Annotated in this window: 20 protein-coding genes; 9 read left to right on the plus strand and 11 right to left on the minus strand. The window is 63.2% G+C overall.

Annotated features, from left to right (window positions below; all coding sequences use genetic code 11):
* Position 1: 1 nt before the first annotated feature.
* From CI41S_RS17495 to CI41S_RS17510, 4 genes are read right to left on the minus strand one after another with little or no spacing between them, the layout of a single operon-like run.
* The gene (locus tag CI41S_RS17495; RefSeq protein ID WP_139487274.1) at positions 2 to 1,174 is read right to left on the minus strand and encodes an iron-containing alcohol dehydrogenase; all 1,173 of its coding nucleotides are present in this window, start codon (positions 1,172 to 1,174) and stop codon (positions 2 to 4) included.
* A gap of 9 nt (positions 1,175 to 1,183) precedes the next feature.
* Positions 1,184 to 2,569, minus strand: coding sequence for an aldehyde dehydrogenase family protein (locus tag CI41S_RS17500; protein ID WP_139487273.1), 1,386 nt, complete (start codon positions 2,567 to 2,569; stop codon positions 1,184 to 1,186).
* Between the two features lie 34 nt (positions 2,570 to 2,603).
* Complete coding sequence (locus CI41S_RS17505; RefSeq protein WP_139860808.1) at positions 2,604 to 3,971, minus strand: glutamine synthetase family protein; 1,368 nt, start codon at positions 3,969 to 3,971, stop codon at positions 2,604 to 2,606.
* Between the two features lie 50 nt (positions 3,972 to 4,021).
* Positions 4,022 to 5,365, minus strand: coding sequence for an aspartate aminotransferase family protein (locus CI41S_RS17510; protein WP_139860810.1), 1,344 nt, complete (start codon positions 5,363 to 5,365; stop codon positions 4,022 to 4,024).
* A 352-nt stretch (positions 5,366 to 5,717) separates the two neighbouring features.
* Here CI41S_RS17510 and CI41S_RS17515 point away from each other — a divergent pair, with 352 nt between their 5' ends.
* The 3 genes from CI41S_RS17515 to CI41S_RS17525 all read left to right on the plus strand — a co-directional run bounded on the left by CI41S_RS17515 (position 5,718) and on the right by CI41S_RS17525 (position 8,443).
* Positions 5,718 to 6,539 carry a DeoR/GlpR family DNA-binding transcription regulator gene (locus tag CI41S_RS17515; protein WP_139487271.1) on the plus strand — a complete coding sequence of 274 codons (822 nt, stop codon included), beginning with the start codon at positions 5,718 to 5,720 and terminating at the stop codon, positions 6,537 to 6,539.
* A 13-nt stretch (positions 6,540 to 6,552) separates the two neighbouring features.
* Positions 6,553 to 7,584, plus strand: a complete 1,032-nt coding sequence (locus CI41S_RS17520) for a helix-turn-helix domain-containing protein (RefSeq protein WP_139487270.1) — start codon at positions 6,553 to 6,555, stop codon at positions 7,582 to 7,584.
* Positions 7,585 to 7,651: 67 nt separating this feature from the next.
* Entirely contained in the window at positions 7,652 to 8,443 is a 792-nt protein-coding gene (locus tag CI41S_RS17525; RefSeq protein WP_139487269.1) for an inositol monophosphatase family protein, read from the plus strand.
* Between the two features lie 26 nt (positions 8,444 to 8,469).
* Here CI41S_RS17525 and CI41S_RS17530 read toward each other — a convergent pair whose 3' ends face one another.
* Together CI41S_RS17530 and CI41S_RS17535 are read right to left on the minus strand one after the other, a co-directional pair.
* Positions 8,470 to 9,426, minus strand: a complete 957-nt coding sequence (locus CI41S_RS17530; RefSeq protein ID WP_139487268.1) for a choline/ethanolamine kinase family protein — start codon at positions 9,424 to 9,426, stop codon at positions 8,470 to 8,472.
* Positions 9,423 to 10,301 (minus strand): phosphotransferase family protein, encoded by an 879-nt coding sequence (locus CI41S_RS17535; protein ID WP_139860812.1) that lies wholly within the window; start codon positions 10,299 to 10,301, stop codon positions 9,423 to 9,425. Before CI41S_RS17535 ends, CI41S_RS17530 begins: the two co-directional genes overlap by 4 nt.
* 293 nt (positions 10,302 to 10,594) lie before the next feature.
* Between CI41S_RS17535 and CI41S_RS17540 the strand changes: the two genes are divergently transcribed.
* Positions 10,595 to 12,001 (plus strand): amidase, encoded by a 1,407-nt coding sequence (locus CI41S_RS17540; RefSeq protein WP_139860813.1) that lies wholly within the window; start codon positions 10,595 to 10,597, stop codon positions 11,999 to 12,001.
* A gap of 4 nt (positions 12,002 to 12,005) precedes the next feature.
* On the opposite strand, the gene CI41S_RS17545 is transcribed toward CI41S_RS17540, so the two are convergent.
* The 4 genes from CI41S_RS17545 to CI41S_RS17560 form a co-directional block, all read right to left on the minus strand.
* Complete coding sequence (locus CI41S_RS17545) at positions 12,006 to 13,826, minus strand: ABC transporter ATP-binding protein (RefSeq protein WP_172628085.1); 1,821 nt, start codon at positions 13,824 to 13,826, stop codon at positions 12,006 to 12,008.
* 1 nt (position 13,827) lies between these two features.
* Complete coding sequence (locus tag CI41S_RS17550) at positions 13,828 to 14,745, minus strand: ABC transporter permease (protein WP_139487265.1); 918 nt, start codon at positions 14,743 to 14,745, stop codon at positions 13,828 to 13,830.
* Positions 14,746 to 14,747: 2 nt separating this feature from the next.
* A complete protein-coding gene (locus CI41S_RS17555; protein WP_139860815.1) occupies positions 14,748 to 15,728 on the minus strand; it encodes an ABC transporter permease in 981 nt (326 codons plus the stop codon).
* Positions 15,729 to 15,829: 101 nt separating this feature from the next.
* Positions 15,830 to 17,392, minus strand: a complete 1,563-nt coding sequence (locus CI41S_RS17560) for an ABC transporter substrate-binding protein (RefSeq protein ID WP_139860816.1) — start codon at positions 17,390 to 17,392, stop codon at positions 15,830 to 15,832.
* A 341-nt stretch (positions 17,393 to 17,733) separates the two neighbouring features.
* Here CI41S_RS17560 and CI41S_RS17565 point away from each other — a divergent pair, with 341 nt between their 5' ends.
* From CI41S_RS17565 to CI41S_RS17585, 5 genes are all read left to right on the plus strand, one after another.
* The gene (locus tag CI41S_RS17565) at positions 17,734 to 18,543 is read left to right on the plus strand and encodes an HAD-IIA family hydrolase (protein ID WP_244626571.1); all 810 of its coding nucleotides are present in this window, start codon (positions 17,734 to 17,736) and stop codon (positions 18,541 to 18,543) included.
* Positions 18,540 to 19,622, plus strand: a complete 1,083-nt coding sequence (locus CI41S_RS17570; RefSeq protein WP_244626577.1) for a phosphotransferase enzyme family protein — start codon at positions 18,540 to 18,542, stop codon at positions 19,620 to 19,622. Before CI41S_RS17565 ends, CI41S_RS17570 begins: the two co-directional genes overlap by 4 nt.
* Before the next feature lie 391 nt (positions 19,623 to 20,013).
* A complete protein-coding gene (locus CI41S_RS45165; protein WP_347339255.1) occupies positions 20,014 to 20,457 on the plus strand; it encodes a tyrosine-type recombinase/integrase in 444 nt (147 codons plus the stop codon).
* An 897-nt stretch (positions 20,458 to 21,354) separates the two neighbouring features.
* A complete protein-coding gene (locus CI41S_RS17580; RefSeq protein WP_139487260.1) occupies positions 21,355 to 22,035 on the plus strand; it encodes an HAD family hydrolase in 681 nt (226 codons plus the stop codon).
* 253 nt (positions 22,036 to 22,288) lie between these two features.
* Positions 22,289 to 23,197, plus strand: a complete 909-nt coding sequence (locus CI41S_RS17585) for a TauD/TfdA dioxygenase family protein (RefSeq protein ID WP_139487259.1) — start codon at positions 22,289 to 22,291, stop codon at positions 23,195 to 23,197.
* A gap of 191 nt (positions 23,198 to 23,388) precedes the next feature.
* Here the strand turns inward: CI41S_RS17585 and CI41S_RS17590 are convergent, their stop codons facing one another.
* Positions 23,389 to 23,631: a DUF2274 domain-containing protein gene (locus CI41S_RS17590; protein WP_139487258.1), complete on the minus strand. Its 243-nt coding sequence runs from the start codon at positions 23,629 to 23,631 to the stop codon at positions 23,389 to 23,391.
* Positions 23,632 to 23,635 lie beyond the last annotated feature (4 nt).

Raw genomic sequence — 23,635 nt, forward strand, 5'->3', positions numbered from 1 at the left:
CTCAGCTTCCAAGATCGCCTCGAATGGCGGCCAGCGTGAGCTGCTTGAACTCCGGCTCGGTCAACGGCCGCGGATTGGCACCCGCCGTCGGATCCTTGACGGCATCGGCCGCGATCGTTCCGGCATCGGTCTCCTTCACCCCGAGCTCGGCGAGCGTATGCGGCACGCCGAGCCTCTTGCGAAAGGCCAGCAGCCAGGACAGCACGGCATCGAAGTCTTGGCCCGGCAGGTTGAGCGCGCGGGCAATGTGCGGAATCTTGTCGGCGATCGCAGCCTTGTTGCAGACCAGGACGTAAGGGAAGACTACAGCATTGGTCAGCCCGTGATGCGTATCGTACCGGGCTCCGACCGGATGGGATACCGAGTGGATCGCCCCCAACCCCTTTTGAAATGCGGTGGCTCCCATCGAGGCCGCGGCGAACATGTAGGCGCGGGCTTCGAGGTCGCGACCGTTCTCGACCGCGCGCGGCAGATAGCTATCGACGATCTTCATCCCCTCCAGCGCGACGCCGTCGGCGAGCGGGTGAAACACCTTGACGCAGTAGGCCTCGAAGCAGTGCGACAGCGCGTCCATGCCGGTTGCCATGGTGAGAAACGGCGAGAGACCGACCGCGAGCTCGGGATCCTCGATTGCGGTCCTGGGCATCATCATGGGGTGGAAGATGATCTTCTTCTCATGGGTATCCTCACGGGTGATCACGCCGGCGCGGCCGACCTCGGACCCCGTGCCAGCCGTGGTCGGCACCGCAATGATCGGCGCGATGCCGGTCGTGTTGGCGCGCGTCCACCAGTCGCCGATGTCCTCGAAATCCCAGACCGGCCGCGACTGCGCCACCATGAACGCCACGCATTTGCCGACGTCCAGCGCTGAACCTCCGCCCACCGCAATCACGCCGTCATGGCCGCCGGCTTTGAAGGCTTCGACGCCAGCGGTCAGGTTCGCTTCGGTCGGATTGGTCTTCACGTCGGAAAACACGGCGAGCGGAATGCCCGCCTCGCGCACGCGGTTGACGATGCCGGCGATAAGGTCGGTCTTGGCAAGCCCCTGATCGGTCACCAGCAATGGCCTGCTGAGGCCGTTGGTTCGGCACGCCTCGGGAAGCTCGGCAATGCGGCCCGCGCCGGTGACGACGCGCGTCGGAAAATTCCAGGCGCCGGTGATCTGAACGTCCATGTGCTGCTCTCAGTGCTCGATGCGAAGGTGGAATGATTTGGGGCGGGTGAGCGCCTCGAAGCCGAGGCGCGACATGCCGACACCACGTCCGGTGTCCTTGACGCCGGTCCACGCCAGGGCGGGATCGACATAGTCGCAGCGGTTCATGAACACGGTACCTGTCGCGATGCCGTCGCCGATGCGTTCGGCTGCGGCAGCGTCCTCGGTCCAGACCGATGCGGTCAGGCCATACGGACTGTCGTTCATCAAGGCAACCGCCTCCTGATCCGAGGCGACCTTCATGAGGCCGACCGCGGGCCCGAAGCTCTCCTCCATCATCATCTGCATGGAGTGATCGACGCCGACCAGGACCTGAGGCATCAGATAGGCTGTACCGATCTTGTCCGCCGGGAAGCGAGCCGGATCGATCAGAGGCCGCGCGCCCTTTGCCACGGCCTCGCCGATATGGGCGCGGACGGTATCGGCAAAGCGCGTCGCCGCCATCGGCCCGAGCGTCGTGTCCTGCGACAGCGGGTTGCCGAGCCGGTAGCGCGCGGTCAGGCCGGCAAAGGCCTCCACAAAGGAGTCATAGATCCGCTCATGCACGTAAACCCGCTCGATGCCACAGCAACACTGGCCGGAATTGTAGAACGCGCCGTCCACGAGCTGCTCGACCGCGAAATCGAAATCGGCATCCGGCCGCACATAGGCCGGATCCTTGCCGCCGAGCTCCAGCCCAAGGCTGATGAATGTCCCGGCGGCCGCTCGCTCGACCGCCCGGCCGCCGGCGACCGAGCCGGTGAAGTTCACATGATCGACCGAGCGCGATGCGATCAGCTCCCTGGTCACGACATGGTCGAGCGTGAGCGTCCTGAACAACCCCTCGGGCAGGCCGACCCGGTCCAGTGCCGCCTGGAAGCGCTCGCCGACCAGCAGGGTCTGCGCGGCGTGCTTCAGGATCACGGCGTTACCGGCCAGCAGCGCCGGCACGATGGTGTTGGCCGCCGTGAGATAGGGATAGTTCCAGGGCGCGATCACCAGCACGATGCCCGCAGGGACACGCTTGATCATGCGGCGGAAGCCGGGGCGCTCGGTCGGCACGATCGGCGCCAGCGCCTCATCGCTGAGCTCGACCAGCGCGCGGACGCGCTCCTCCAGGCTGCGCAGTTCGCCGCCATAGCGCACCGGCCTGCCCATCTGCATCGCGAGCTCCGGAACGATCTCGTCGTTCTGCGCCCGCATCTCGTGCAGGAACGCGAGCATCATGGCCTTGCGCTCGGCGAGCGGCACCCTCGACCATTCCAGCTGCGCCTTCCGCGCTTGTGCGAGAGCGGCTGCGACCTCAGCACCCGTTGCGACCGGCCGCCGGGCAACCTCGCTGCCGTCGACCGGCGAAATGCAGACGATATCGTTCACGTGATGTCACTCGTTCTGGAGGGGTGGATCCGTCTCAGATGATTTCGAAGTAGCGTGCGAGCTCCCAGTCGGTGATGGCCTTGCGGAACTCGCGCTCCTCCCACTGCCGCGTCATGGCGTAGTGATCGACGAAGACGTCACCGAACAGGTTGCGGGCCGCCTGCGAGGCGACCAGCCGGTCGGCCGCCTCCGACAGCGTGCGCGGAAACGCGCGCTCGGGCGGATGCTTGCGCTCATAGGCATTGCCGGTGATCGGTTCGTCCGGTTCGATCCTGTGCTCGATTCCCCAGAGGCCCGACCCGAGCGCAGCCGCGATCGCCAGATACGGATTGATGTCGGCGGCAGCGACGCGGTACTCGACGCGCTGGCTCGACGGCTTGCCGGGAATCACGCGCAGCGCGCAGGTGCGGTTTTCGATTCCCCAGGTCGCGTCGGTCGGCGCCCAGAAGCCGGGGATCAGGCGCGAGTAGCTGTTCACGGTCGAGGCGACCATCGCGAGCAGCTCCGGAAGCAGCGCCTGCTGGCCGCCGACGAACCAGCGCATGATGTCGGACATGTCGCCGGGCCTGCCGCCCTGGTAAAACACCGGCTTTCCGTCCCGGTCGCGCAGCGACAGATGCAGATGCCCGGATTGCCCGGGATAGGTGTTCGACCACTTGGCCATGAAGGTGAGCATCTTGCCCTGACGCTCGGCCCAGACCTTGGAGAAGGTCTTGAACAGGACTGCGCGGTCGGCGGCGGCAAGCGCATCGGTGTATTGGATTGCGGCCTCCAGCACGCCGGGTCCGGTCTCGGTGTGCAGGCCTTCGACCGGCATGTCCATCTCGTTGCAGAGCTTGAGCAGCGAGCGATGAAATTCGGACTCGACGGAGGCGCGCAGCATGGAATAGCCGAACCAGCCCGGCGTGAGATTCCTCAGGCCGCGAAAGCCCTTCTCGCGCACGCTGTGCGGCGTCTCGTCGAATACGAAGAACTCGAACTCTGCGGCCACGGACGGCGAGAACCCCATTCCCTCGGCGCGATCGATGACGCGGCGCAGCAGCCGGCGCGGACACAGCGCAGCCGCGGTGCCCTCGAACTCGCCGAGGAAGAACAGCATGTTCCCTTCGGTCGGCACATTGCGGCAGGTCGAAGGATCGATGCGCGCGGTCGCGTCGGGAAAGGCCGTATGCCAGCCGGTGAACGCACCATTGTCGTACATCTGGTCGTTGGAGTCCCAGCCGAACACGATGTCGCAGAAGCTGAAGCCGGCCTCCAGCGCACCGACGAACTTGTCGCGCGCGAGATATTTTCCGCGAATGACGCCGTCGAGATCGACGATGCCGAGCTTGACGTGGGAGAGGCCCCGCTCCTCGACAAGAGCCTTGGCCTCGGCGGCGGTTCTTACGCTTGTTGCATCCATGATCTTCAAATCTTCGGCTTCCGTGGCATCGCGAGCTATCGGCGATCGCGTCAGGACGCGGCGATCTCGCGCAACTCCTCGTCGCAAGCGGTGATGAATATGTCGGCGTGGTCCTTGCCGAAGCACAGCGGCGGACGAATCTTGAGCGTACTGCCGAACGGACCCGCTGCACCGACCAGGATGCCGCGCTGGCGCAGGCGGTTGATCAGCAGGCTCGCGAGCTCGGCAGCGGGCTCCTTGCTGTCGCGGTCGCGCACCAGCTCGAGCCCGATGAACAGGCCAGCACCACGAACGTCTCCGATCGTCACGTGGCGATTGCCGATCTCGCGCAATCCATCCATCAGGTGACGTCCGGCCTCGCGCGCATTCTGCAGCAGGCCCTCTTCCGCGATGACCTCGAGCACGGCAAGGCCTGCGGCCGCGGCCACCGGGTTGCCACCGAACGTATTGAAGTATTTCACCTCCGCGGCAAAGCGATCGAGCAGCGCGGCGCGCATGGCAACGCCACCCATCGGAAAGCCGTTGCCCATGGGCTTGCCCATCGTGACGATGTCGGGGACGACGCCATGACGCGCGAAGCCCCACATCGCCGCCCCGGTTCGTCCGAAGCCGGGCTGCACCTCGTCGGCGATGAACAGTCCCTGACGTTCGTGGACGAGCTTCACGGTGGGCGCCAGGAAGCCGGCAGGGTCGGCATAGATGCCGTCGCTCGAAAAGATCGTGTCCACCAGCAGCGCGGCAAAGCCGAAGCCGTTTCGCTCGAGATCGGTGATCGCTGCGGCAACGCTGTCGGCGAAGCGCTGGCCAGGATCGCCGACGGGATTGCGGTACATCTCTGGTGCCGGAACGGCCCGCACGTGGGGCGGCAGCAGCTGACCGGGACGCGAGGACGGCGAGACATCGGTCACGGCGGCGCTGTTGCCGTGATAGGCGGTCTCCGTGACGATGAAGCCCGTCCCCCCGGTTGCCACTTTCGCAACCCGCAGCGCAAGGTCATTCGCCTCGCTGCCGGTGCACGTCAGCACCAGATGATCGATCCCGCGCGGAAACGTCGCCAGCAGACGCTCGGCGTAGCCATCGACGACATCGTTGAGATAGCGTGTGTGCGTGCTGAGCAGGCCGGCCTGACGGCTGATCGCTTCGACGACGCGCGGATGCGAATGTCCGACCGACGGGACGTTGTTGTAGAGGTCAAGATAGCGCCGGCCATCGACGTCGAACATATAGACGCCTTCGGCGCGCGCCATCCGGATCGGCTCCTGATAGAACAGCACCGAGGCCTTTCCGAACGAACGCAGGCGCCGTTGCACCGCCTCGCCGAGCTCTGGGTCGATTGACGACACCCGGCTCTGATCGAAGGCGTTCAACGCCAGAATCTCTTTTTCCTGCTGCATCGCCCGCCTTCCCTTTGGCCCGCGGCCTGCGCGGACCAAAGCCGTCCTCTGCAGCGATCATGCCCCAGCCGTTCCGCTACGACCTTGGATCCATGTGCGAATTCCCACAATTGAAAAGCGGCTTGCAGGCACAAGACATCAGAACGTCAGGCATGCGCCCCGCATTTCAAAAACGTATTCCATATGTTTCAGTACCTTATGCGATCGACGTGATCCCTTTGCGAAAAGCATAGGCAGCGCGGCGCCCAAAAAATGGGGAATATGCCACATGATTGGTGTGGACTCACAACATCGCTTGGGGAACGATCATGACGCGGACGCTGGAGAGGTTTGCAGCCGGAGAGACAGCGGAATGACGAGTGACGCCCCTGCTGCGGCCGACAAGCGGCCACGAAAGGCCGACGGCGACCGCCTCTCGAAGCTCGCGCGCCACAAGCACATCATCTCGCAACTCACCGCCGCGCCGACGCTGCGGGCTTCCGAGCTCGCCGCCGTGCTCGGCGTGTCCGGCGAGACCATCCGGCGCGATCTGATGGAGCTTCAGGAGCAGAAGCTCATCAACCGCACCTATGGCGGGGCGTCCCGTCCCTTCGCGCTCGAGCCGGCGCTGACCGATCGCAAGGCGATCATGATCGCCGAGCGCGAGGCGATGGCCGCGGTGATCGCCGACCTCATCCTGCCGAACGAGGTGCTGATGCTCGGCGCCGGCGCGACCACGTTTCACATTGCAAGACGGCTGGCTTCGCGCGCGCACGATATCACCGTGATCACCCATGATTACGCGATCGCGGCGGCGCTGGCCGTCAATCCGTCGATCCGCGTGCTCTGCTGTCCCGGCCGCTATCACCCCAACGAAGGCTATGTGTTCGGCACGCAGACGATCGCGAACATCAACAGCTATGAGGCCAACCGCGCCATCGTGAGCGCAACCGGGATCAGCGCGCGCGGTGCGAACGATGCCGACGACGAGGCCGGCGCCATCTATGGCGCGATGGCCAAGCGCGCCGCGGAGGCCATCCTGGTGGCCGATCACAGCAAGTTCGACCAGCGTGCGCTTACCGTCTTCGCACATTGGACCGATATCGATCGTCTGGTTACCGATCGGCAACCAGAGGGAGCCCTGGCAACCGCTCTCCGTGCGGCCGGAACGGAGATCATCGTTGCGCAACTCTGAGAAAGGCCCAGCCATGGCACGCCTGACATCTGTTGCTTCCCGCGAGGACCACACTGGCCTTCACGCCGGCAATGAGAAGGGCCCTGGTCCCACGCAGGATTGGCGGACCCGGATCGGACGCCTCGATCTCGAGCTGATCGGGCCGGATCACGCCTTTGCCCGTAACTGGGAGCGCGTCGCCTGCATCCACGATGCCGCCTATGTGCTGGTGTTTCCCCTGACCGGATGCGTCGCATTCAGCCAGGACAGCCGCATCGGGATCGCCCGTCCCGGCGAATATGTCCTGCTCAGCGAGCTCGCCTTCTACGAGTTGTCGTCCGACAAGACCGCGCGCTTCCTGATGCTGCGCATTCCGGCCGCCGAGCTGCGCGGCCGGCTGGTCTCGGTTGAAGATCACATCAGCCGGCGCTTCAAGCCGAACGAACAGATGACGCACCTGCTCGCGGGCATGATCCGCAGCGTGGCCGAGCTGTTCGTCGCCTCGCCGCCGCCGAACCCCCAGGCGCTCGCGACCGAAATGATCAGCTTCGTCGCGCTGACGATCGGATCGGAGGATCGCGGCGCGGCAACCGATGTACGCAACGCGCGCTATCACCTGCGCCGCCGCATCGTCGACTTCATCGAGAGCCATCTCGGCGACCAGTCGCTCTCGCCAAAGAAGATCGCGGCTTCGAGCCGCATCTCGCTCAGCTATCTCTACAGCCTGTTCAACGACAACGAGACCACCGTCAGCCAGTTCGTCCAGACCAAGCGGCTGCAGCGGGCGTATGAAATCCTGGTCGCCGACCCGAAGGGCCGGCGGACCGTCTCGGAGGTCGCCTACGAGGTCGGCTTCAAGAACGTGTCGCATTTCTCGCGCTGCTTCAGCCGGCACTTCAAGGTGGCGCCGCGCGACGTTCGCCAGGCGCCGGTGGCGGCGCCGCAGCCGGCCGCGAGCGCGCGCTCGCCGCAGCCAAAGAGCCCTGCTGCCCGGGTGGCGCCGCGCAACGGATACGGCTCCCGCTATTGGGAGATCGACAAGCAGCCGGTCCACGAGACGGCGTAGCGCCCCATCCCAACGCAAGGCGTCGAGCGTCTCGCGACGTAGGCGCGCCTCCCGCCCGGAGCGATCATTGGACGACATTCAAGACAGGTTATCCGCAAGCGAGCTCGCTTCGTTCTTCAACGAACTTGCCAACGTCGCCGGCAGGATCGCCGTGACGCACTTCCGCTCCAGCGTCGATTTCGAACGCAAGCAGGACCTGACGCCGGTCACGATCGCCGATCGTGCGATCGAGATGGAGCTGCGGCGACTGATCGGCGCGCGCTTCCCCGATCACGGCATCCTCGGCGAGGAGATGGGATCGACTGCCGGGGACCGCTACACCTGGTATCTCGATCCGATCGACGGAACCAAGAGCTTCATCTCCGGCATGCCGCTGTTCGGCACGCTCGTCGCGCTCGCCGACGAGAAAGACGGCTCGGTCGCCGCCGGCATGATCGATATGCCCGCGCTGGCGGAGCGGTGGTACGGCACCCGGCAAGGCACCACCTTCAACGGCAAGCAGGCAAAAGTAAGCCGCACGACGCGACTGGAAGACGCGCAGATCTACACGTCATCGCCGGACTTCTTCACGCCGGGCGACTGGGCCCGCTACGACGCGCTGAGCCAGAAAGCCATGTTCCGGCGATTTGGCGGCGACTGCTACCAATATGGTCTGCTCGCATCCGGCCACTGCGATCTCGTGGTCGAAACCTCCCTCAAGGCGTTCGACTTCATGGCGCTGATTCCGGTGGTCGAGGGCGCCGGCGGCATCGTTCGCGACTGGCAGGGGCGACCGCTGTCGCCGGACTCCGATGGCCGGGTCATCGCGGCCGCGAACAACAGCCTGCTCGAGCAGGCGCTCACGATCCTCAATCAATAACTGCGGAAGCCGTCCTGCGGCGCGGCTCAGACGAGCCGCAACCAGCCATCCCAGCGGGGATCGTACATCACGTCACGGGCGCGCATGTATTTCCAGACCCCGTACTTCTGATAGTCGAAGTCCCAGTCCTTGAGCTTCCGATTCACGACCGCCCATGACGCCCATTTCATGTCGGCGAGCGCCCGGTTGAGGATGACGCGCGCGACCATCTGCGGCCGCACCTCGCCCAGATATTGCTCGATCAGGGCCTCCGTCAGATGCTCGTCGAAGAACATCTCGGCGAACAGGACGCCCAGCTCATAGCTGCGTTCGTTGTTGGATGCGAACTCGTAGTCGATCAGCTTCATCGGCTTTGGGGCGCCTGATTCCGCAGAGATCAGGAAATTGCCTGGCATCGGATCGTTGAAGCACGGCACGAGATCGAGACCCGACGCCAGGAACGCCGACTTTGCCTGATTGTAGCGATGCATCAGCCATGACATGTCCTGCGGGAAATGCGCGCCGAGCTCCCTGGCCTGCTCGATATGTTCCTCGATCATGTCGAAGATGGTCTTGGTCTGGCCGAGCTTCGGGCCGGCATGCAGGCGGCGGTAAAGATCGAGAACGTCGGCCTGGATGGCGGCATCGCCGAAATCGGCATTGGTGCAGGCGCGATAGCCCTCGAGGAACTCGCTGATCTCGAGCCCGTCCGCGGCGTCGAAAAAGATCACCTCGGGCGCAACGCCCATGGCGTGGGCATTGCGCGCAGCCTCGTTGGCGGTCACGCGATCGATAAACATCTCCGAGCCCTCGCCGGGCACCTTGATGAAGTAGCGCCGTCCATCGCCCGATATCTCGACCAGCCAGTTCTGATTCATGAGGCCGCCGACCAGCGGGGTATAGGCCGCCCCCTTGCCGTGCCATTGCGGCACGCGGGCGATCGCCGCCTCGACATTGCGCTCGTGGACTGTCGCTCCCTCGCCGAGCTTCCTGCGGACAGTCATGCGACCCTCCGAAGCATCTCGCCAAAGCGCGCCTCCCGGACCGTCATGCGGCAACGCACGAAGCGCCAGCAGGCGAACTTGTAGAACTCAAAGGTGTTGCGCGCCGACCGCGCGGCGAGTACGGCGCCGATCAGGCCCCAGCGCAGATCATCCGCCACGCCGTAGATGCGGGCGCGGCTGAATGCGCGCTCGTCGAATCCGCCGACGTTGCGGCTGAAGGCGTCGCGCGCCTCCGGCTCCTGCGCGAAGGCTTCGACGAGGAAGCTGCCGAGATCCTCCAGCGGGTCCGCCGTTGTGGCGCGGTCCCAATCGATCAGGCGAACCTCGCCGGCGTCGCTGATCAGGATGTTCGAGACATTGCCGTCGCCATGGATCGGCACCGGCTTGATGTCGAGGTTCCGGAAGGCATCGGCCGCAAAGCGCAGCTCCTTGACCAGCCATTCCGCATCCGAGGGCAATTGCGCCTTCGCCGCCTTCGCCGCCTCGTAGAAGTGCTCGATCTCGTCGAACACTCCCACGCGCCGCGGCAGCGGCGCCCCTGTCTGGAACAAACGCCGCGCCGCGATGACCGCGTCGACGATCTTCGGCTCCAGCATCCGCTCCAAGGTGCCGACCCGCCAGCCCCGGTTGAGGTCCTCCATGACCAGAAGTCCCGCGTCCGGGTCCGCCGCAAGCACCTTGGGACCGATGCCGAGATCGGATGCGCGCCGGGCCGCCTCGAAGGCGCAGGCAACGTCGATATAGAGCTCGGCATCCACATCCATGCTCTTGATGAAGATGCTTTCGCCGCTTCCCTTCCTGATGGCGCGCCAGGGAGCGCCGTCGACCCCGCGCCAGCTTGGCGAGGCGAGGACCGGAATGGCTGGCTCAATCACGATATCGCCCGTTCCCCATCCCGGGAGCCCGGCGATGTAGTTCCGAACCGCGGCGGCTTGCGTTCCAGATTGGCTCATGGCGAGTCTGATCTCTCGCGGGTGTCGTTCGGCCCGCTGGTCGCGGGCCTCCCGGTTTGATGACAAATTCGATCAAGACAAATTCGATCAAGACAGATGCAAAAGGGATGCCTCGCACTCCACCAAATCGTGCCCTTGCGGCAGCGGCACTACCCCGACAGGGGCGACTTTCGCTATCCGGTGACTGATCCAGAACGCGATTTGTCGAGGCCAAGATGTCTGCTGCGGAACTGATCGGGATGAGCCTTGCGGGGCTGACGGAGGCCTACGCATCGCGCGCATTGTCGCCGGTGGAGGTGCTGCGAACCGTCCTCGGCCATGCCGAGGCGATCAATCCCGCGATCAATGCCCTGTTCTGCTTCCGTCCGGAGCAAGCCATGGCAAGCGCGCAAGGCTCGGAAGCCCGATGGAAGGCGGGAGCCGCGCTGGGTCCGCTCGACGGCGTCCCCATGACGGTCAAGGACAGCGTCGCCATGATCGGCTGGCCCTATTTTCACGGCATCGGCGCCAACCGCGCGCTGCCGCCCTCAAACTATGATTCGCCACCGGCGATTGCGCTCCGCGAGGCCGGCGCGGTGATCTTTGCCAAGACCACGATGCCGGATTGCGGCCTGATGGCGTCGGGCATCAGCTCTCTGCACGGCGTTACCCGCAACCCCTGGGGGCTCGCATGGAACACCGGCGGCTCGTCGGCCGGCGCGGGCGCCTCCGTCGCCGCCGGCGCCGGCTATGTTTCCGTCGGCACCGATATCGCGGGCTCGGTCCGCCTTCCCGCCGCCCATTGCGGACTGGCCGGACTGAAGCCCACCCATGGCCGTGTGCCGCATTTGCCGGCCGACACCATGCGCATGGCAGGCCCGATGGGCCGCAGCGTGGATGATATCGCGCGCCTCCTGACCGTGCTGACGCGGCAGGACGAGCGCGACACCTGGAGCCTGCCCGCCGATGGCGTGCGCTATCAGGAGCATCTGAAGCGCGACGTGAAGGGACTGAAGATCGGCCTCCTCACCGACATGGGCTTCGGCATGAAGGCAGAGCCTGCGGTTCGCAGCGCAGTCGAAGCCGCCGGAAAGCTGCTTGCCAGCGCCGGCGCGACCGTCGAGCCGTTCACCTCTCCGCTCATCGACGACGCCTACGCGCCGATCGACCTGTTCCTCCAGGTGCGCGGCTATCTCGAATATGCATCGCTGCCGCCGCATGGCGACACCGCACGCGACATCAATCCCTACGTTCGCGCATGGTGCCTCGGCGGGGCGAAACATTCGGGCGCCGACCTCTACCGGTCGCTGGGCCAGATCGCCAAGATGAAGGCGGCGCTGCTCGCGGCCTTCGAGGGCTGGGACTATGTCATCGCCCCGACGCTGCCGGTGGTGAATTTCCCGGCCGAGGAGCCCGGCGTGTCGCGTGAGATGCCGCTCGCGCACACCTTGTTCACCGCCATGTTCAACCAGACCTGCCAGCCCGCCTCCACCGTCTGCATGGCATTCGATTCCCGCCATCTGCCGATCGGCGTCCAGGTGATCGGCCACCGCTTCGACGATCTCGGCGTGCTGCAGGTGACCAAGGCGCTGGAAGACATGCGCTCGTTCGCGATGGATTGGCCGTTCAAGCCACGGCCCTGAGCGCTCAGGCCGCAGCCTGCGCCTCTTCGCCGTCGAGCAGGTGGCAGGCGGCGAAGCGCCCCGGCGTGTGTTCGACCAGCTTTGGCGTCTCCAGCCGGCAGCGGCCGAACGCCTTCGGGCAGCGCGAGGCAAAGCTGCATCCCGCCGGGATATCGATCGGGCTCGGCGGCTCGCCCTCCAGCAGGAAGTCTGCCGGGTTGAACGGCTTCTCCTCCAGCGTGGGGGCGGCCGAGAGCAATGCCTTGGTGTAGGGATGCTGGGGATCGAAGAACAGCTCGCGGTTGTCGGCGATCTCGACCATCTCACCGAGATACATCACCGCGATGCGCGTGCAGACCCTGCGTACCATCGCGAGATCGTGGGAGATGAAGACGTAGGTGAGGTCGTTCTTCTCCTGTAGCTTCGAGAACAGGTCGATCAGCCTTGACTGCTCGCGCTGATCCAGCGCAGACAAGGTTTCATCGAGGATCAGCAGCTTGGGATCGAGGATCAGCGCCCGTGCGATCGAGATGCGCTGGCGCTCGCCGGTGGAGAGTGCGTTCGGGAGCTGGTCATAGAGCTCAGCGGCAAGACCGACCTCGGCCATCGCCGCCATAACCCGGCTGCGCAGGTCCGCGCGGGTGACATTGCCGCGGATCAGCAGGCTCTCCTCGATCATCCGGCCGACGGTGGTGCGCGGCGGCAGCGCGTTGTACGGATCCTGCAGCAGCAGCTGGAATTCGCTGCGGGTGCGGATCAGCTCGCGCGGCGACAACGTCCCGAGCGACGTGCCGTTGAGAACGATGCTGCCGTTGTCGGGAACCTCCAGCCAGGCCAGCAGGCGCGTGAGGGTCGACTTGCCGCAGCCGGATTCCCCGACGATGCCGAAATTCTCGCACGGCATGATGTCGAGCGTTACGCCGCGCACCGCCTGCACGTTGCTGTAGGTATTGAACGTCCCCCGCTTGCGCGCGCGATAAGTCCGGACAACGTCCTCGACCTTCATCAGGGGCACTTCATCTTGCGCCTTGCGGCGGGCCGGCGGGCCCTCCGTGGTCGCCCACATGCGCGGCACGCTGGCAATGGCCCTGCGCGTGTAGTCGGTCTGCGGCGAGGCGAGCAGATCGGCAAACGCCTGCTGCTCGACGAACCGGCCCTGATGGAGCACCGCCGCGCGGTCGCCGAACTGGCCCAGCGTGGGCAAGGAAGACGACAGGTAGATCGTCGCCATCCTGTGGCGCAGGCACAGATCGTGCAGCAGCGCCACGATCTGTGCCGCGATGGTGACATCGAGCGGCTGGGTAACGTTGTCGGCAATCAAAACGGCGGGCTCGGCGCAGATCGCGTCCACGATCATCGCGCGCTGCATCATGCCGCCGGAGAATTTTGCGGGGTAATCCCAATAGCGCTCTTTCGGCGATGGAATTCGGACCTCGCCGAGCAGCTGCACCACCCGCTCGCGGCATTCGCGCGGATTCCATTCGGGCCTGACGCTGTGCAGCTTCTCTGCGATCTGGGTCCCGACCGGCACCGTCGGGTCGAGCGAGCTTTGCGGCTTGGAGCCGATATAGGCGATGTCGCGGCCGATCCGCACCTCGCGCGCCCCGGCGCCGAGAATATCATGGCCGGCAAACGTGACCCGTCCGGAACGATATTCCAGGCTTTCCGGCAACCAGTTCGCCAATGCGCGGCTGAGCACGGTCTTTCCGGCGCCGCTTTCGCCATAGATGCCGAAGATCTCCGACGTGTTGAGGCGGAAGGAGACGCGATCGAGTATCGGCGCGGCGCCCGGCGCCGCAGCACCGACCGTGAGGTCGTCGACCTCCAGAATGAGCGAGAGATCCATCTCAGAGACCTCCATAGATCCGGTTGCGCGCCTTCTCGAGCGCCGACCCCATCAGGTTGATCGAGGTGAGGGCGATGGCCAGGAACACGCCCGGCGTGGTCGCGATCCACCAGGCATTGATCAGATATTTGCGAGAGTCGGCGATGATGCTGCCGAAGCTCGGCGTCGGCGGCTGGATGCCGAGCCCCAGGAAGCCGAGGATCGCCTCGAAGATCATCATGCGGGCGACGTCGAGCACGGCGACGAATGCGATCGGCGGCAGGATGTTCGGCGCAGCGAACAGAAACAGGATCCGCCAGTCCCCGGCGCCGAGCACGCGCAGGCCGCGGACATATTCCTTACCGCGCTCGGTGACGGCTGCACTGCGCGCCACGCGCGCATAGAGCGGCCAGCCGGACAGCGCCAGCACGATGATGATGGTCGGCACCGTCGGCCGCGACACGCCGAGAATGGTGATCGCCAGGATGATCATCGGGATCGACAATTGTGCATCTGTGATCCGCATGATGACGGTGTCCCACCATTTGCCCTTGAAGCCTGCGAACAGGCCCAGACCGCAGCCGATGACGAAGATGAGCAGGACCGTGACGACGCCGACCAGCAGCGAATAGCGCAGGCCGATCAGGCTGCGCATCAGCATGTCGCGGCCGAGCTGGTCGGTGCCCAGCAGATGATCCCAGGTCCATTTGTCGCCCAGAAAGACCGGCGACATGAACTTGTCCTTCACCACCATCTTGGTCGCACTGACCGAGGACACCTCGGGATAGATGGCCGAGGCCAGCAGCAGCGCCATGAAGATGAAGAAGCCGATCTTGAAGCTCGGCATGCGCCAGGCCGCGGCCATGATGCGGCGGTTAACCGAACGGATCCGGGCCGCCGGCAAGGCGGGCTCCTCGGCGATGATCGTGGTGGCCGTCATGATCAGATCTCCACGCGGGGATCGATCAGATAAGCGACCAAATCCACAATGATATTGATGAAGACAAAGACGGCGCTGGTCGTGATGGCGATGCCCTGGATGACCGGAAAGTCACGCCCGACGACGGAGACGACGGTCAGATTGCCGAGGCCCGGATAATCGAAAATGTATTCGATCACGAGCACGCCGCCGATCAGCGTCGAAAGCTGGATCCCGAGCAGGTTGACCAGCGGCACCGCCGCGTTGCGCAGAGCGTGCGAATAGACGATGCGGCGGCGCGACAGGCCGCGCACCCGCGCCTCATCGATGAACGGCGCTTGCATGACCTCGCCGAGCGAGGTCGTCAGCGTGCGGATGATGAAGGGGGCGATCTCCACCGCCAGCACGAAGGCCGGCAGGATGACATAGGAAAACCCCTGATAGCCGAGTGCCGGCAGCAGCTTCAGCTTCACCGACAGGAACAGGATCAGAACGATCGCGAGCCAGAAATTCGGAATCGAGACGAACAGCGACTGCACCCCGAACGCCAGCGCGTTCTGCCAGCGATGCTGGTGCAGTCCGCCTGCGATGCCGATCGGGAACGACAGCAGCAGCGCGAACACGAGCGCCATGCCGCCCAGTTGCAGCGTGAACGGCAGGCGTTCGAGGATGAGATCGATCACCGGCGCCATGTCCGACTTGGTCGGGTCGATATACTGCCCGCCGGTCGCGATCATGCCGCTGCGCGGCCGCAAATAGGATTGCCCGAGATCGCCCTGTACCAGCCCGCGCATGTAGCGACCATACTGCACGATGATGGGGTCGCGCAGCCCCATCTTGGTCGCGACCTTCTCGACCACGTCGGCCGGCGCCATGCCGCCGACGATCAAGCGCACGGGATCGCCCGGCACCACGCGCAGCAGCGTGAAGATGATCAACGACGTGATGAAGACGATCAGGATGCCCTGCGCGATCCGCTTGACCAGAAATTCCAGGATCAACATCGAGAAGAGCTACCCCTGCGATTCATGAGACTAGGCCCGACCACCCCAGCCTGCGTTCGCGAACCGGCAGGCTGGGGCGTACCCGGCCTGCCGAGCAATCATCATGCCAGTGTTGCCTTGGTCATGTCCTGCATGCCGTTCGGATAGATGTACAGACCATCCAACTTCTTGCTGTAGGCATGGATGAAAACCGAGGTGAACAACGCGAGCGCCGGGGCCTTCTTGGCGATGGTCGGCAGCGTCTCGGTCTGCAGGATCTTCTTGCGCTCCTCGATTGTCGTGGCGTTGCGCTCTTTGTCCAGCACCGCGTCGATGTCCTTGTCGACGATGCCAGTGATGCGCTTGGAGGAGGAGTGGAAGTGGGTGCGCAGGACGAGATCCGGCTCGGGCGAACCGGTGCACCAGCCGCAGTCGATCATATTGCCCTCACCGCCGCCGGGCTTGTCGTAAAGCAAATTACCCCACGCCGCGACTTCGAGCGTCTGCAGATTGACCTTGAACCCTTGCTCCTGGAGCATGCCGGTAATCAACTCGGCATATTCCTTCGTCTTCGGATAGAAGCCGACCGACGTGTAATAGGTGAGCTCGGGCAGGCCCTGGCCTTTGGGGAAGCCGGCCTCCGCGAGCAGCTTCTGCGCCTTGTCCGGATCGAATTCAGGATAGTCGGCCACCTCGGCGTAGCCGAACTTGACCGGCGAGATGTGCGCCTTTGAGTAGGTGCCGGAGACGCCGAGCACGTCGAGCACCTGCTTGCGGTCGATCGAATAGCATGCGGCGAGGCGAATGCGCGGATCGTCGAACGGCTTCTTCGAGCAGCGGAAGAACAGGTATTTGTTCTCGACCGAAACCGCCTTGTGGATGCTGAAGCGGGCATCCTTCGAGATGGTCTCGACCTGCTCCTGTTCGAGCCGCTCGATGATGTCGGCCTCGCCGTTCAACAGCGACAGCGTGCGCGTCGTGGTGTCACCGACGAAGTGATACTCGACGCCCGGGATCTTCGCTGCGCCGAGGAAGAAGTCGGGATTGGCGGCGAGAACGGTGGTGTCGCCTTTCTGCTCAACATATTTGTAGGGGCCCGTACCGTTCATGCGCGCCGACAGCTGCGCCTTGTTGGCAACGTCCTTGGCCGACATGATCGGCAAGAAGGACGACAGGTAGTAGTAGAGCGTCGCCGGATAGCCCTGCGCCTTGGTGTTGATGTGGCAGGTATAGTCGTCGACGACGTCGACGGTGACGAGACCGGGGTACCACTGCGCCGGACGATCGGGCTGGCAGCCATATTCATAGGTCGCCTTGACGTCGGCGGCCGTGAACGGGGTGCCGTCATGAAATTTGACGCCCTTCCTGAGCTTCACTTCCATCGTGTAGCTGTCGATGGGTTTCATCGATTCAGCCAGCTCGAAGATCAGTTCATCCGGCTTGTCCGGTCGCATCGGCGCCCGCGTCAGATAGCCGAACACGAAGCCCTCGACGATGAGCTGGCCGAGATTGGTATGGGTGGTCGGGTCCCAGTTGCCGGTCAGCGCTTCCGCGCCCAGAAAGCGCAGTGTCTTGCCTTCGGCGGCAAAGGCGGAATTCACAAGAAAGTCGGGATTGACCCGCCCGAAACCGAATGCCGCGGTTCCGGCCAGTCCCCCTAACATCAAGTCTCTGCGGTTGATCATATGGTAATCCCTCGATGATTTCGGCAACGCTGAAACTGCTCTCGAGGCCGCAAGGCACTCAGCCGTTTCGATCGTCTTGCACAAATCGTGGCTTTCACGCCTGCAAAGCCTAGACCAAAGGCCGCAATCGCCCGATTCCTGCTGCTCCACGATTCCGTTGCTGACACTCCCGGGGCGCCGCAGTCGCGCATGGAGATTTTCCGCTCCCGGAAGCATGGCGCACAACGGCAAGGCAAGGACGCCTCTCCAGTGCGCAGCACACAAATCATGGACGCACAGAGCAGCAAGGCCATGCCGGCAACCATATGATCACGCTCGCGGAACTGAACGGAATCCCAGCATTGGAACAGCGTGTTGCTCCGGCCGACCATCCCATTCGCGGCATCATCTCGGATCTCGACGGCGTCGCCTATCGCGGCGACACCCCGATCGAAGACTCCGTCAAGGCATTTCGCGGATGGAGCGAGCGGGGCCTGCCCTATGCGTTCGTCACCAACAATTCGACGAAATCCGCCGCGCAATTTGCGGCCAAGCTGAGCCGCATCGGCATTCCGGCCGAGCCGTCACAGGTCTTCACGACGATTTCGGCGGTCACGTCCCTGCTCGAACGGCGCTGGCCGCGCGCCACGCCCGTGTTTGCGATCGGCGAGCGACCGCTGCTCGAGGCGATCGAGGACGGTGGCTATCATCTGACCGCCGTCAAGCCCAAGATTGTCGTGCTCGGATTTGATGCCGCGCTCGACTATGCCAAGCTGCGCACCGCGGTCAGGGCCGCACTCGCCGGCGCAACCGTCATCGCCACCAATCCCGATGTCCTGACGCCGGTTCATGACGGCTACGATCCCTGCGTCGGCGTGATCACGGCCGCGGTTGCGGCGGCCGTGCCCAATGCCAGGCCGATCGTGCTAGGCAAGCCGCAACCGTTCCTGATCGAACAGGCGCTGGCGCATCTCGGTACCGCCCGGCATGAGACCGTCATGGTCGGCGACCAGGTCGGCACCGATATCGCAGCAGGAAAGGCCGCCGGCATGCGGTCGATCCTGCTCGCCAGCGATGTCCCTTTCAATGCGGTTGCGGACGTCGTTCCCGATCGCGTCATCGCGAGCCTTCTTGACCTCGCGCGCCCCGAGACGGTCGGTTGGCGGCGATGATGACTCCCGGCCTCATCGAGAGCATGCAGGCCTCTCTCGCCGCGAACCTGCCGCGCTGGGGACTATCATCGCAATCGACGCTCGCCTTTCTCAGCCATTCCGAGAACACCACCTTTCTCGCGCAGGATCCGGTCGCTCGGCAAAAACTCGTGTTGCGCGTGCAGCGGCCCGGCTATCACTCGCCGGACGAGATTGCGTCCGAGCTCGCCTGGATCGACGCCGTAATCGCAGACGACGTGGTGGTGACGCCGCGCCCGGTCGCCGATCGGGAGGGACACCTGTTGTGCCCCATTCCCCTGAGTGGCGCGACACGACACGTCGTTGCATTCGAATTCCTCAGCGGCAAGGAGCCTGACGCCTCGGACGATCTGGCCACCTGGTTCGGCAAGCTCGGCGCGACCAGCGCACGGCTTCACGCGCACAGCCGCCGATGGACAATGCCATCGACGTTCCAGCGCAAGGAGTGGGATTTCGATGCCATGCTGGGCCGCCAGCCACTATGGGGTGACTGGCGCGCCGGTCTTGGCCTGCGCGACGATGGCCGCGGGCTGCTGCAGAGGGTCGCCGACGAACTTGAACGGCGCGTCGAGGCTTACGGACGGAGCGAGCAGCGGTTTGGCCTCATTCACGCCGATCTCCGCCTCGCCAACCTGCTCGTCGAAGGCGACCGGCTCGGCATCATCGACTTCGACGATTGCGGCTTCTCGTGGTTCTTCTATGACTTCGCCGCAGCGGTCAGCTTCATCGAGCACGAGCCGGTGATGGACCTGCTCCAGGAGGCGTGGCTTGCGGGATACCGGACCGTCGCACCGGTCTCGCGCGACGACGAGGCCATGCTGCCTGCGTTCGTGATGCTCAGGCGCATGCTGCTGACGGCCTGGCTGGCTTCGCATTCGGACACCGAAACCGCACGACGCTGGGTACGGGCTACACCGACGGAACGGTCGCGCTCGGCGACCGGTTCCTACGCGGATTGTGACGCGGACTTTCGGGACCAGCCGCGGCGCGCCTGCCCTCTTCTCCAGTGTTGTTGCTCCCGGAGTCCAGAATGCCGCACGGATGTTTCCCGCCGGCTTTGATCTGCGAATGATGGGCGCACCGTGGCACGGTTCGCGTATCCCTCCCGCCGAAAGGCGAGGCACGCGACCGGTGGCTGACACGTCCGGAAGCGGCAGCCTTGATTTGGCAATGTTGGCGCTATCGCGAAAGCAGACGATCCACACTGGCAGCTCAATAGGGCGACCCGGTACGAACGGACCGCCGACCGTTGCGACACATGGCCAGATTTATCCTGATCGGCCTCTACCCCGGCACGAGAGCCGGCGCGATCGCGGCGGCATCGCCATACCGCGAGCTTGGGCACTCGTACGTTGACCTCGAGCGTGGTATCTTCTGCCGCAGGCCGATCGGGAAGCGAGCCACCAAGAAGCGTCAGACGCCACCCCGCTTCCACCCCGGCTACTGGCTCATATGCGTCGTTGGAAAGACCGGAAGCTGATCAGCACCTGCTTCGTCGAATTCAATGGCAAGCCGGTCGCTTCCGTCAGAAAAGGCTTCAAATCTGCCGTGGATCTGGCCAAGCTGTCCGGGAAAGTCACTCCGCACACGTTGCGCCACACGGCGGCGACCTGGCTGATGCAGCACGGCGTGCCGATTTGGGAGGCGGCCGGGTTCCTCGGCATGTCGCCGGAGGTCCTGCAGGATACCTATGGCCATCACCATCCCGATCATTTGCACGGGGCGGCAGCAGCCATTGGCCAAAAAGCGCGATATGTTTCGGTGGTCAAATCGGTGGTTGACTCGGGAACAGCCACCGATGAGAACAAAAAACGTAAGGAAATCTGGTCGGAGTGGCAGGATTCGAACCTGCGACCCCTGCGTCCCGAACGCAGTGAGCATCTTCTAACTTATTGATCTTTCTTAGTGTGGTGGCCACTCCCGTCCCGTTTTGTTCACGGTCGTTTCACCCAATTCATTGCGATTTCGTTGCGGCATTTCCCGACGAGAACGGCGCTCGCTGAGATGTCGAGCCGGCGAGCTGCAATGTGACCTGACCAAGATCAAAATCAGCACCACCAGATCTGGTCGGAAGGAGACGCATTCGTAGCGATTTCCGAGCGCCCCCTAAACTCTGCTGCATGAACACTGGTTACGTAACAAGCTCAGTTCTTTCAGAAGATCGACCCTGAACACGTCTCGGGAAAAGTGGTCTAACGGCGACCATGATCGGCACCGATTGCAGCCCGGCCGTCGACCGGACCTGCCGCTCCCCAACTTCCTTGACTGCGTCGGTGACGAGTCACTCCACGACTGCTGCCAAAGCGCCACCCTCGGACTTTGTCCGGGTAGTCAGATAAAACAGAAACGCCCAGTCTCTTCACTACTCATGCATTTTATTGCTGGGGCGGGAGGGATCCAACCGCCGAATGACGAAAATCAAGATCCGCCGGCGCTCGCCAGCTCTATGCTGCGGCTGGTCCACCGTAAAAATCTTGGTCCGTTTTCTGACAGCGACGTAAGGTCATGTCAGGATCGGCACACCGCGCGTCGGGTTCCGATTTTCCAAAGCACAGTTTGCTGCTTACTGCGCGCTTGCGGCGTTGGCACGACCATTGCTCCAGCAAAGATCAGCTTCAAAGATAAAGATACAGAGGAAAACCGGTCATGCTCTTCTTGCCTAGTCCGCGCCGTCCCACACAGAACAGCGATCCGCGCGTACCTGACCGGGCGCAATACTAGACATACGGATCCGCAATTGTCCGATCGCAAACGCGTTTACCGCCGCGGTACTTGCCTTAGGTTCGTTCGCCCATGAAATCCGCGATTGTGTTCGACTGGAATGGCACGCTGCTCGATGATGCTAATGCGGTGCTTCAAACCATCAATGCAATTTTGAGCCGCTTCGGTCGCGCAGCCGTAGATATGCGCAGGCTTCGAGAGGAATTCGAACTCCCTCTTTCGGTTCTCTTCCGCAACCTAGACATGTCGAAAGATGAAATCGACGTCGTGGAGAGAAATGACAGCGCCATTTTTCACGACACCTACGAATTATTGGCGCGCAATGCTGCCTTACGCAAAGGGGCACGAAATGTTTTGCTCGCCGCTGATCACAGAGCCGTTCACACCGTTATTGTCAGCAATCACATTGTTGAACCAATTCGCGCGCAAGTGCGAAGACTTGGAATCAAGACTCACGTCACGGACATTTTGGCATTTGAGAGCCGCGCAACCCAGTTTAAGAGCGCGAACAAGGAAGAACGTCTGCACTTGTATATGCAGGCCAATGATATATCCCCACAAAGAACCGTCATCGTGGGTGACATGCCAGTTGAGACGGAGATTGCCCGCAATCTCGGTCTTATCAACGTATCAATCATGGGGGGATTTGTTTCCGAAGCGCGCTTGCGCGCCGCAGGGCCCGATTACATGATTCATGACCATCACGAATTATTACCTATCTTGCAGAAGCATTGCATTCTTCCGAGCGGTTGAGTCATCACAAGAGTTGGCGCGCTCCTGCTGTCCGGCTTGGTCTTCACCATTTCGACGAGAGTGGTCTGGCGATCAAGTTCTATCGTCACTCGGGCGAACTATCGGTTCATAGCTTGCGCCAAATATCGCGATCCGTTTAGCCGCCCATGTGAGTCTACATGTTCGGTCTGGGTCCGTCGCACGGCACGATGCTTGCTGGATCATTCGCTACCGAGAGGCGAGGAATACACTCCGAGGGGCTTGGAAAAACAACATGAACACAACGGCTTTGATCGGTGACGTCATTTCAGGCACCGATGTTGTGAAGCGCGCAGCGCGCATCGGTGCCGAAGTCAAAAATATCAAGCTATCGGGCGATCTACCCGACCACACGATCGCCGCGATTAACAGCTTGTTGCTTGAGCACAAGGTGATCTTCTTCCGCAATCAAGGACATCTCGATGACGCCGAGCAGGAGCGCTTTGCCGCTCGCCTTGGAAAGCTAGTTCCCCATCCGATGCTCGGTCCTACCAAGGGGATGGCGTCGCTCCTCGAACTGGACTCCAGTCGCGGCGGCGGTCGCGCCGATGTTTGGCATGCGGATGGGACCTTCGCCGACGCCTATCCCAAAACTTTGGTCCTACGAGCCGTTGTAATGCCAACGTTCGGAGGCGACACCGTGTGGTCGAACACAGCGGCCGCTTATGTTGATCTACCGGCACCGCTACAGCGGCTTGCAGAGGAACTATGGGCCGTTCACAGCAACGTTTTCGATTACGCCGGAATCGCGCGCGTCCGCGAGGTCGACAAGAGACACTTTGACGAGGTGTTCACCAGAACGGTTTTTGAGACCGAGCATCCCGTCGTGCGCGTCCACCCCGAAACAGGCGAGCGGGCGCTGGTGCTCGGCGCCTTGGTGAAGCACTTTATTGGGGTGTCCAAGTACGACGGACAAAAGCTATTCGATCTGTTCCAGTCTCACGTCACCGCGCCCGAAAACACTGTGCGCTGGAACTGGCTAGAGGGAGATATCGCGATATGGGACAATCGCGCAACACAGCATTACGCGGTCAACGATTACGGCGACCAGCATCGTGTCGTACGTCGGGCCACGATCGATGGTGACGTACCCATCAGCGTGGATGGCCGGAGTAGTGTAACGCGCTTGAAGGTGACCGAATAGCTGCGCATCGACGCCCAGCGCTCTCGTACTTGAGAACGGAGAAACCTGGTTTTGCCGGAGTTCTTTCGGGCAGACGTGGGAACACACTTTCCGACACGATATGTCAGCTGTTGGGGCCAAACTCGGCGGCGCCTAGGTTTATGCACCGCAACTATTCAGCGTCGAGCGACAGCTTCGAGAAACCTTGGGCATCACCGTCCTTCGCCAGCGACCGGTACGTCGCCTCGACGTTTCAGTTTAGAAAACCCTCGATCCGTGGCCATAAAGCGCGCTAACATGGGGGCGATAAGCTTAGTCGGTTCGACGACTTGACCACCTTGAAGCGAAAGGACCTCTGCATATGCAATGAGATCACGATGCACGGCCGCCGGCAGCTCCGTATTCACTTTGACCGGCTTGTCGTCTGGAAGCTCTCCTATTTTGAGTTTTGGCATGTTG

The organism is Bradyrhizobium ivorense (assembly GCF_900696085.1).
In the GTDB taxonomy this organism is placed as follows: domain Bacteria; phylum Pseudomonadota; class Alphaproteobacteria; order Rhizobiales; family Xanthobacteraceae; genus Bradyrhizobium; species Bradyrhizobium ivorense.

Bases quoted from the DNA above. Each gene is read 5' to 3' on its own strand.
- CI41S_RS17495 (WP_139487274.1), bottom strand. From the start codon at position 1,174: ATGGACGTTCAGATCACCGGCGCCTGGAATTTTCCGACGCGCGTCGTC.
- CI41S_RS17505 (WP_139860808.1), bottom strand. From the start codon at position 3,971: ATGGATGCAACAAGCGTAAGAACCGCCGCCGAGGCCAAGGCTCTTGTC.
- CI41S_RS17510 (WP_139860810.1), bottom strand. From the start codon at position 5,365: ATGCAGCAGGAAAAAGAGATTCTGGCGTTGAACGCCTTCGATCAGAGC.
- CI41S_RS17515 (WP_139487271.1), top strand. From the start codon at position 5,718: ATGACGAGTGACGCCCCTGCTGCGGCCGACAAGCGGCCACGAAAGGCC.
- CI41S_RS17520 (WP_139487270.1), top strand. From the start codon at position 6,553: ATGGCACGCCTGACATCTGTTGCTTCCCGCGAGGACCACACTGGCCTT.
- CI41S_RS17530 (WP_139487268.1), bottom strand. From the start codon at position 9,426: ATGACTGTCCGCAGGAAGCTCGGCGAGGGAGCGACAGTCCACGAGCGC.
- CI41S_RS17540 (WP_139860813.1), top strand. From the start codon at position 10,595: ATGTCTGCTGCGGAACTGATCGGGATGAGCCTTGCGGGGCTGACGGAG.
- CI41S_RS17545 (WP_172628085.1), bottom strand. From the start codon at position 13,826: ATGGATCTCTCGCTCATTCTGGAGGTCGACGACCTCACGGTCGGTGCT.
- CI41S_RS17550 (WP_139487265.1), bottom strand. From the start codon at position 14,745: ATGACGGCCACCACGATCATCGCCGAGGAGCCCGCCTTGCCGGCGGCC.
- CI41S_RS17555 (WP_139860815.1), bottom strand. From the start codon at position 15,728: ATGTTGATCCTGGAATTTCTGGTCAAGCGGATCGCGCAGGGCATCCTG.
- CI41S_RS17560 (WP_139860816.1), bottom strand. From the start codon at position 17,392: ATGATCAACCGCAGAGACTTGATGTTAGGGGGACTGGCCGGAACCGCG.
- CI41S_RS17570 (WP_244626577.1), top strand. From the start codon at position 18,540: ATGATGACTCCCGGCCTCATCGAGAGCATGCAGGCCTCTCTCGCCGCG.
- CI41S_RS45165 (WP_347339255.1), top strand. From the start codon at position 20,014: ATGCGTCGTTGGAAAGACCGGAAGCTGATCAGCACCTGCTTCGTCGAA.
- CI41S_RS17580 (WP_139487260.1), top strand. From the start codon at position 21,355: ATGAAATCCGCGATTGTGTTCGACTGGAATGGCACGCTGCTCGATGAT.
- CI41S_RS17585 (WP_139487259.1), top strand. From the start codon at position 22,289: ATGAACACAACGGCTTTGATCGGTGACGTCATTTCAGGCACCGATGTT.
- CI41S_RS17590 (WP_139487258.1), bottom strand. From the start codon at position 23,631: ATGCCAAAACTCAAAATAGGAGAGCTTCCAGACGACAAGCCGGTCAAA.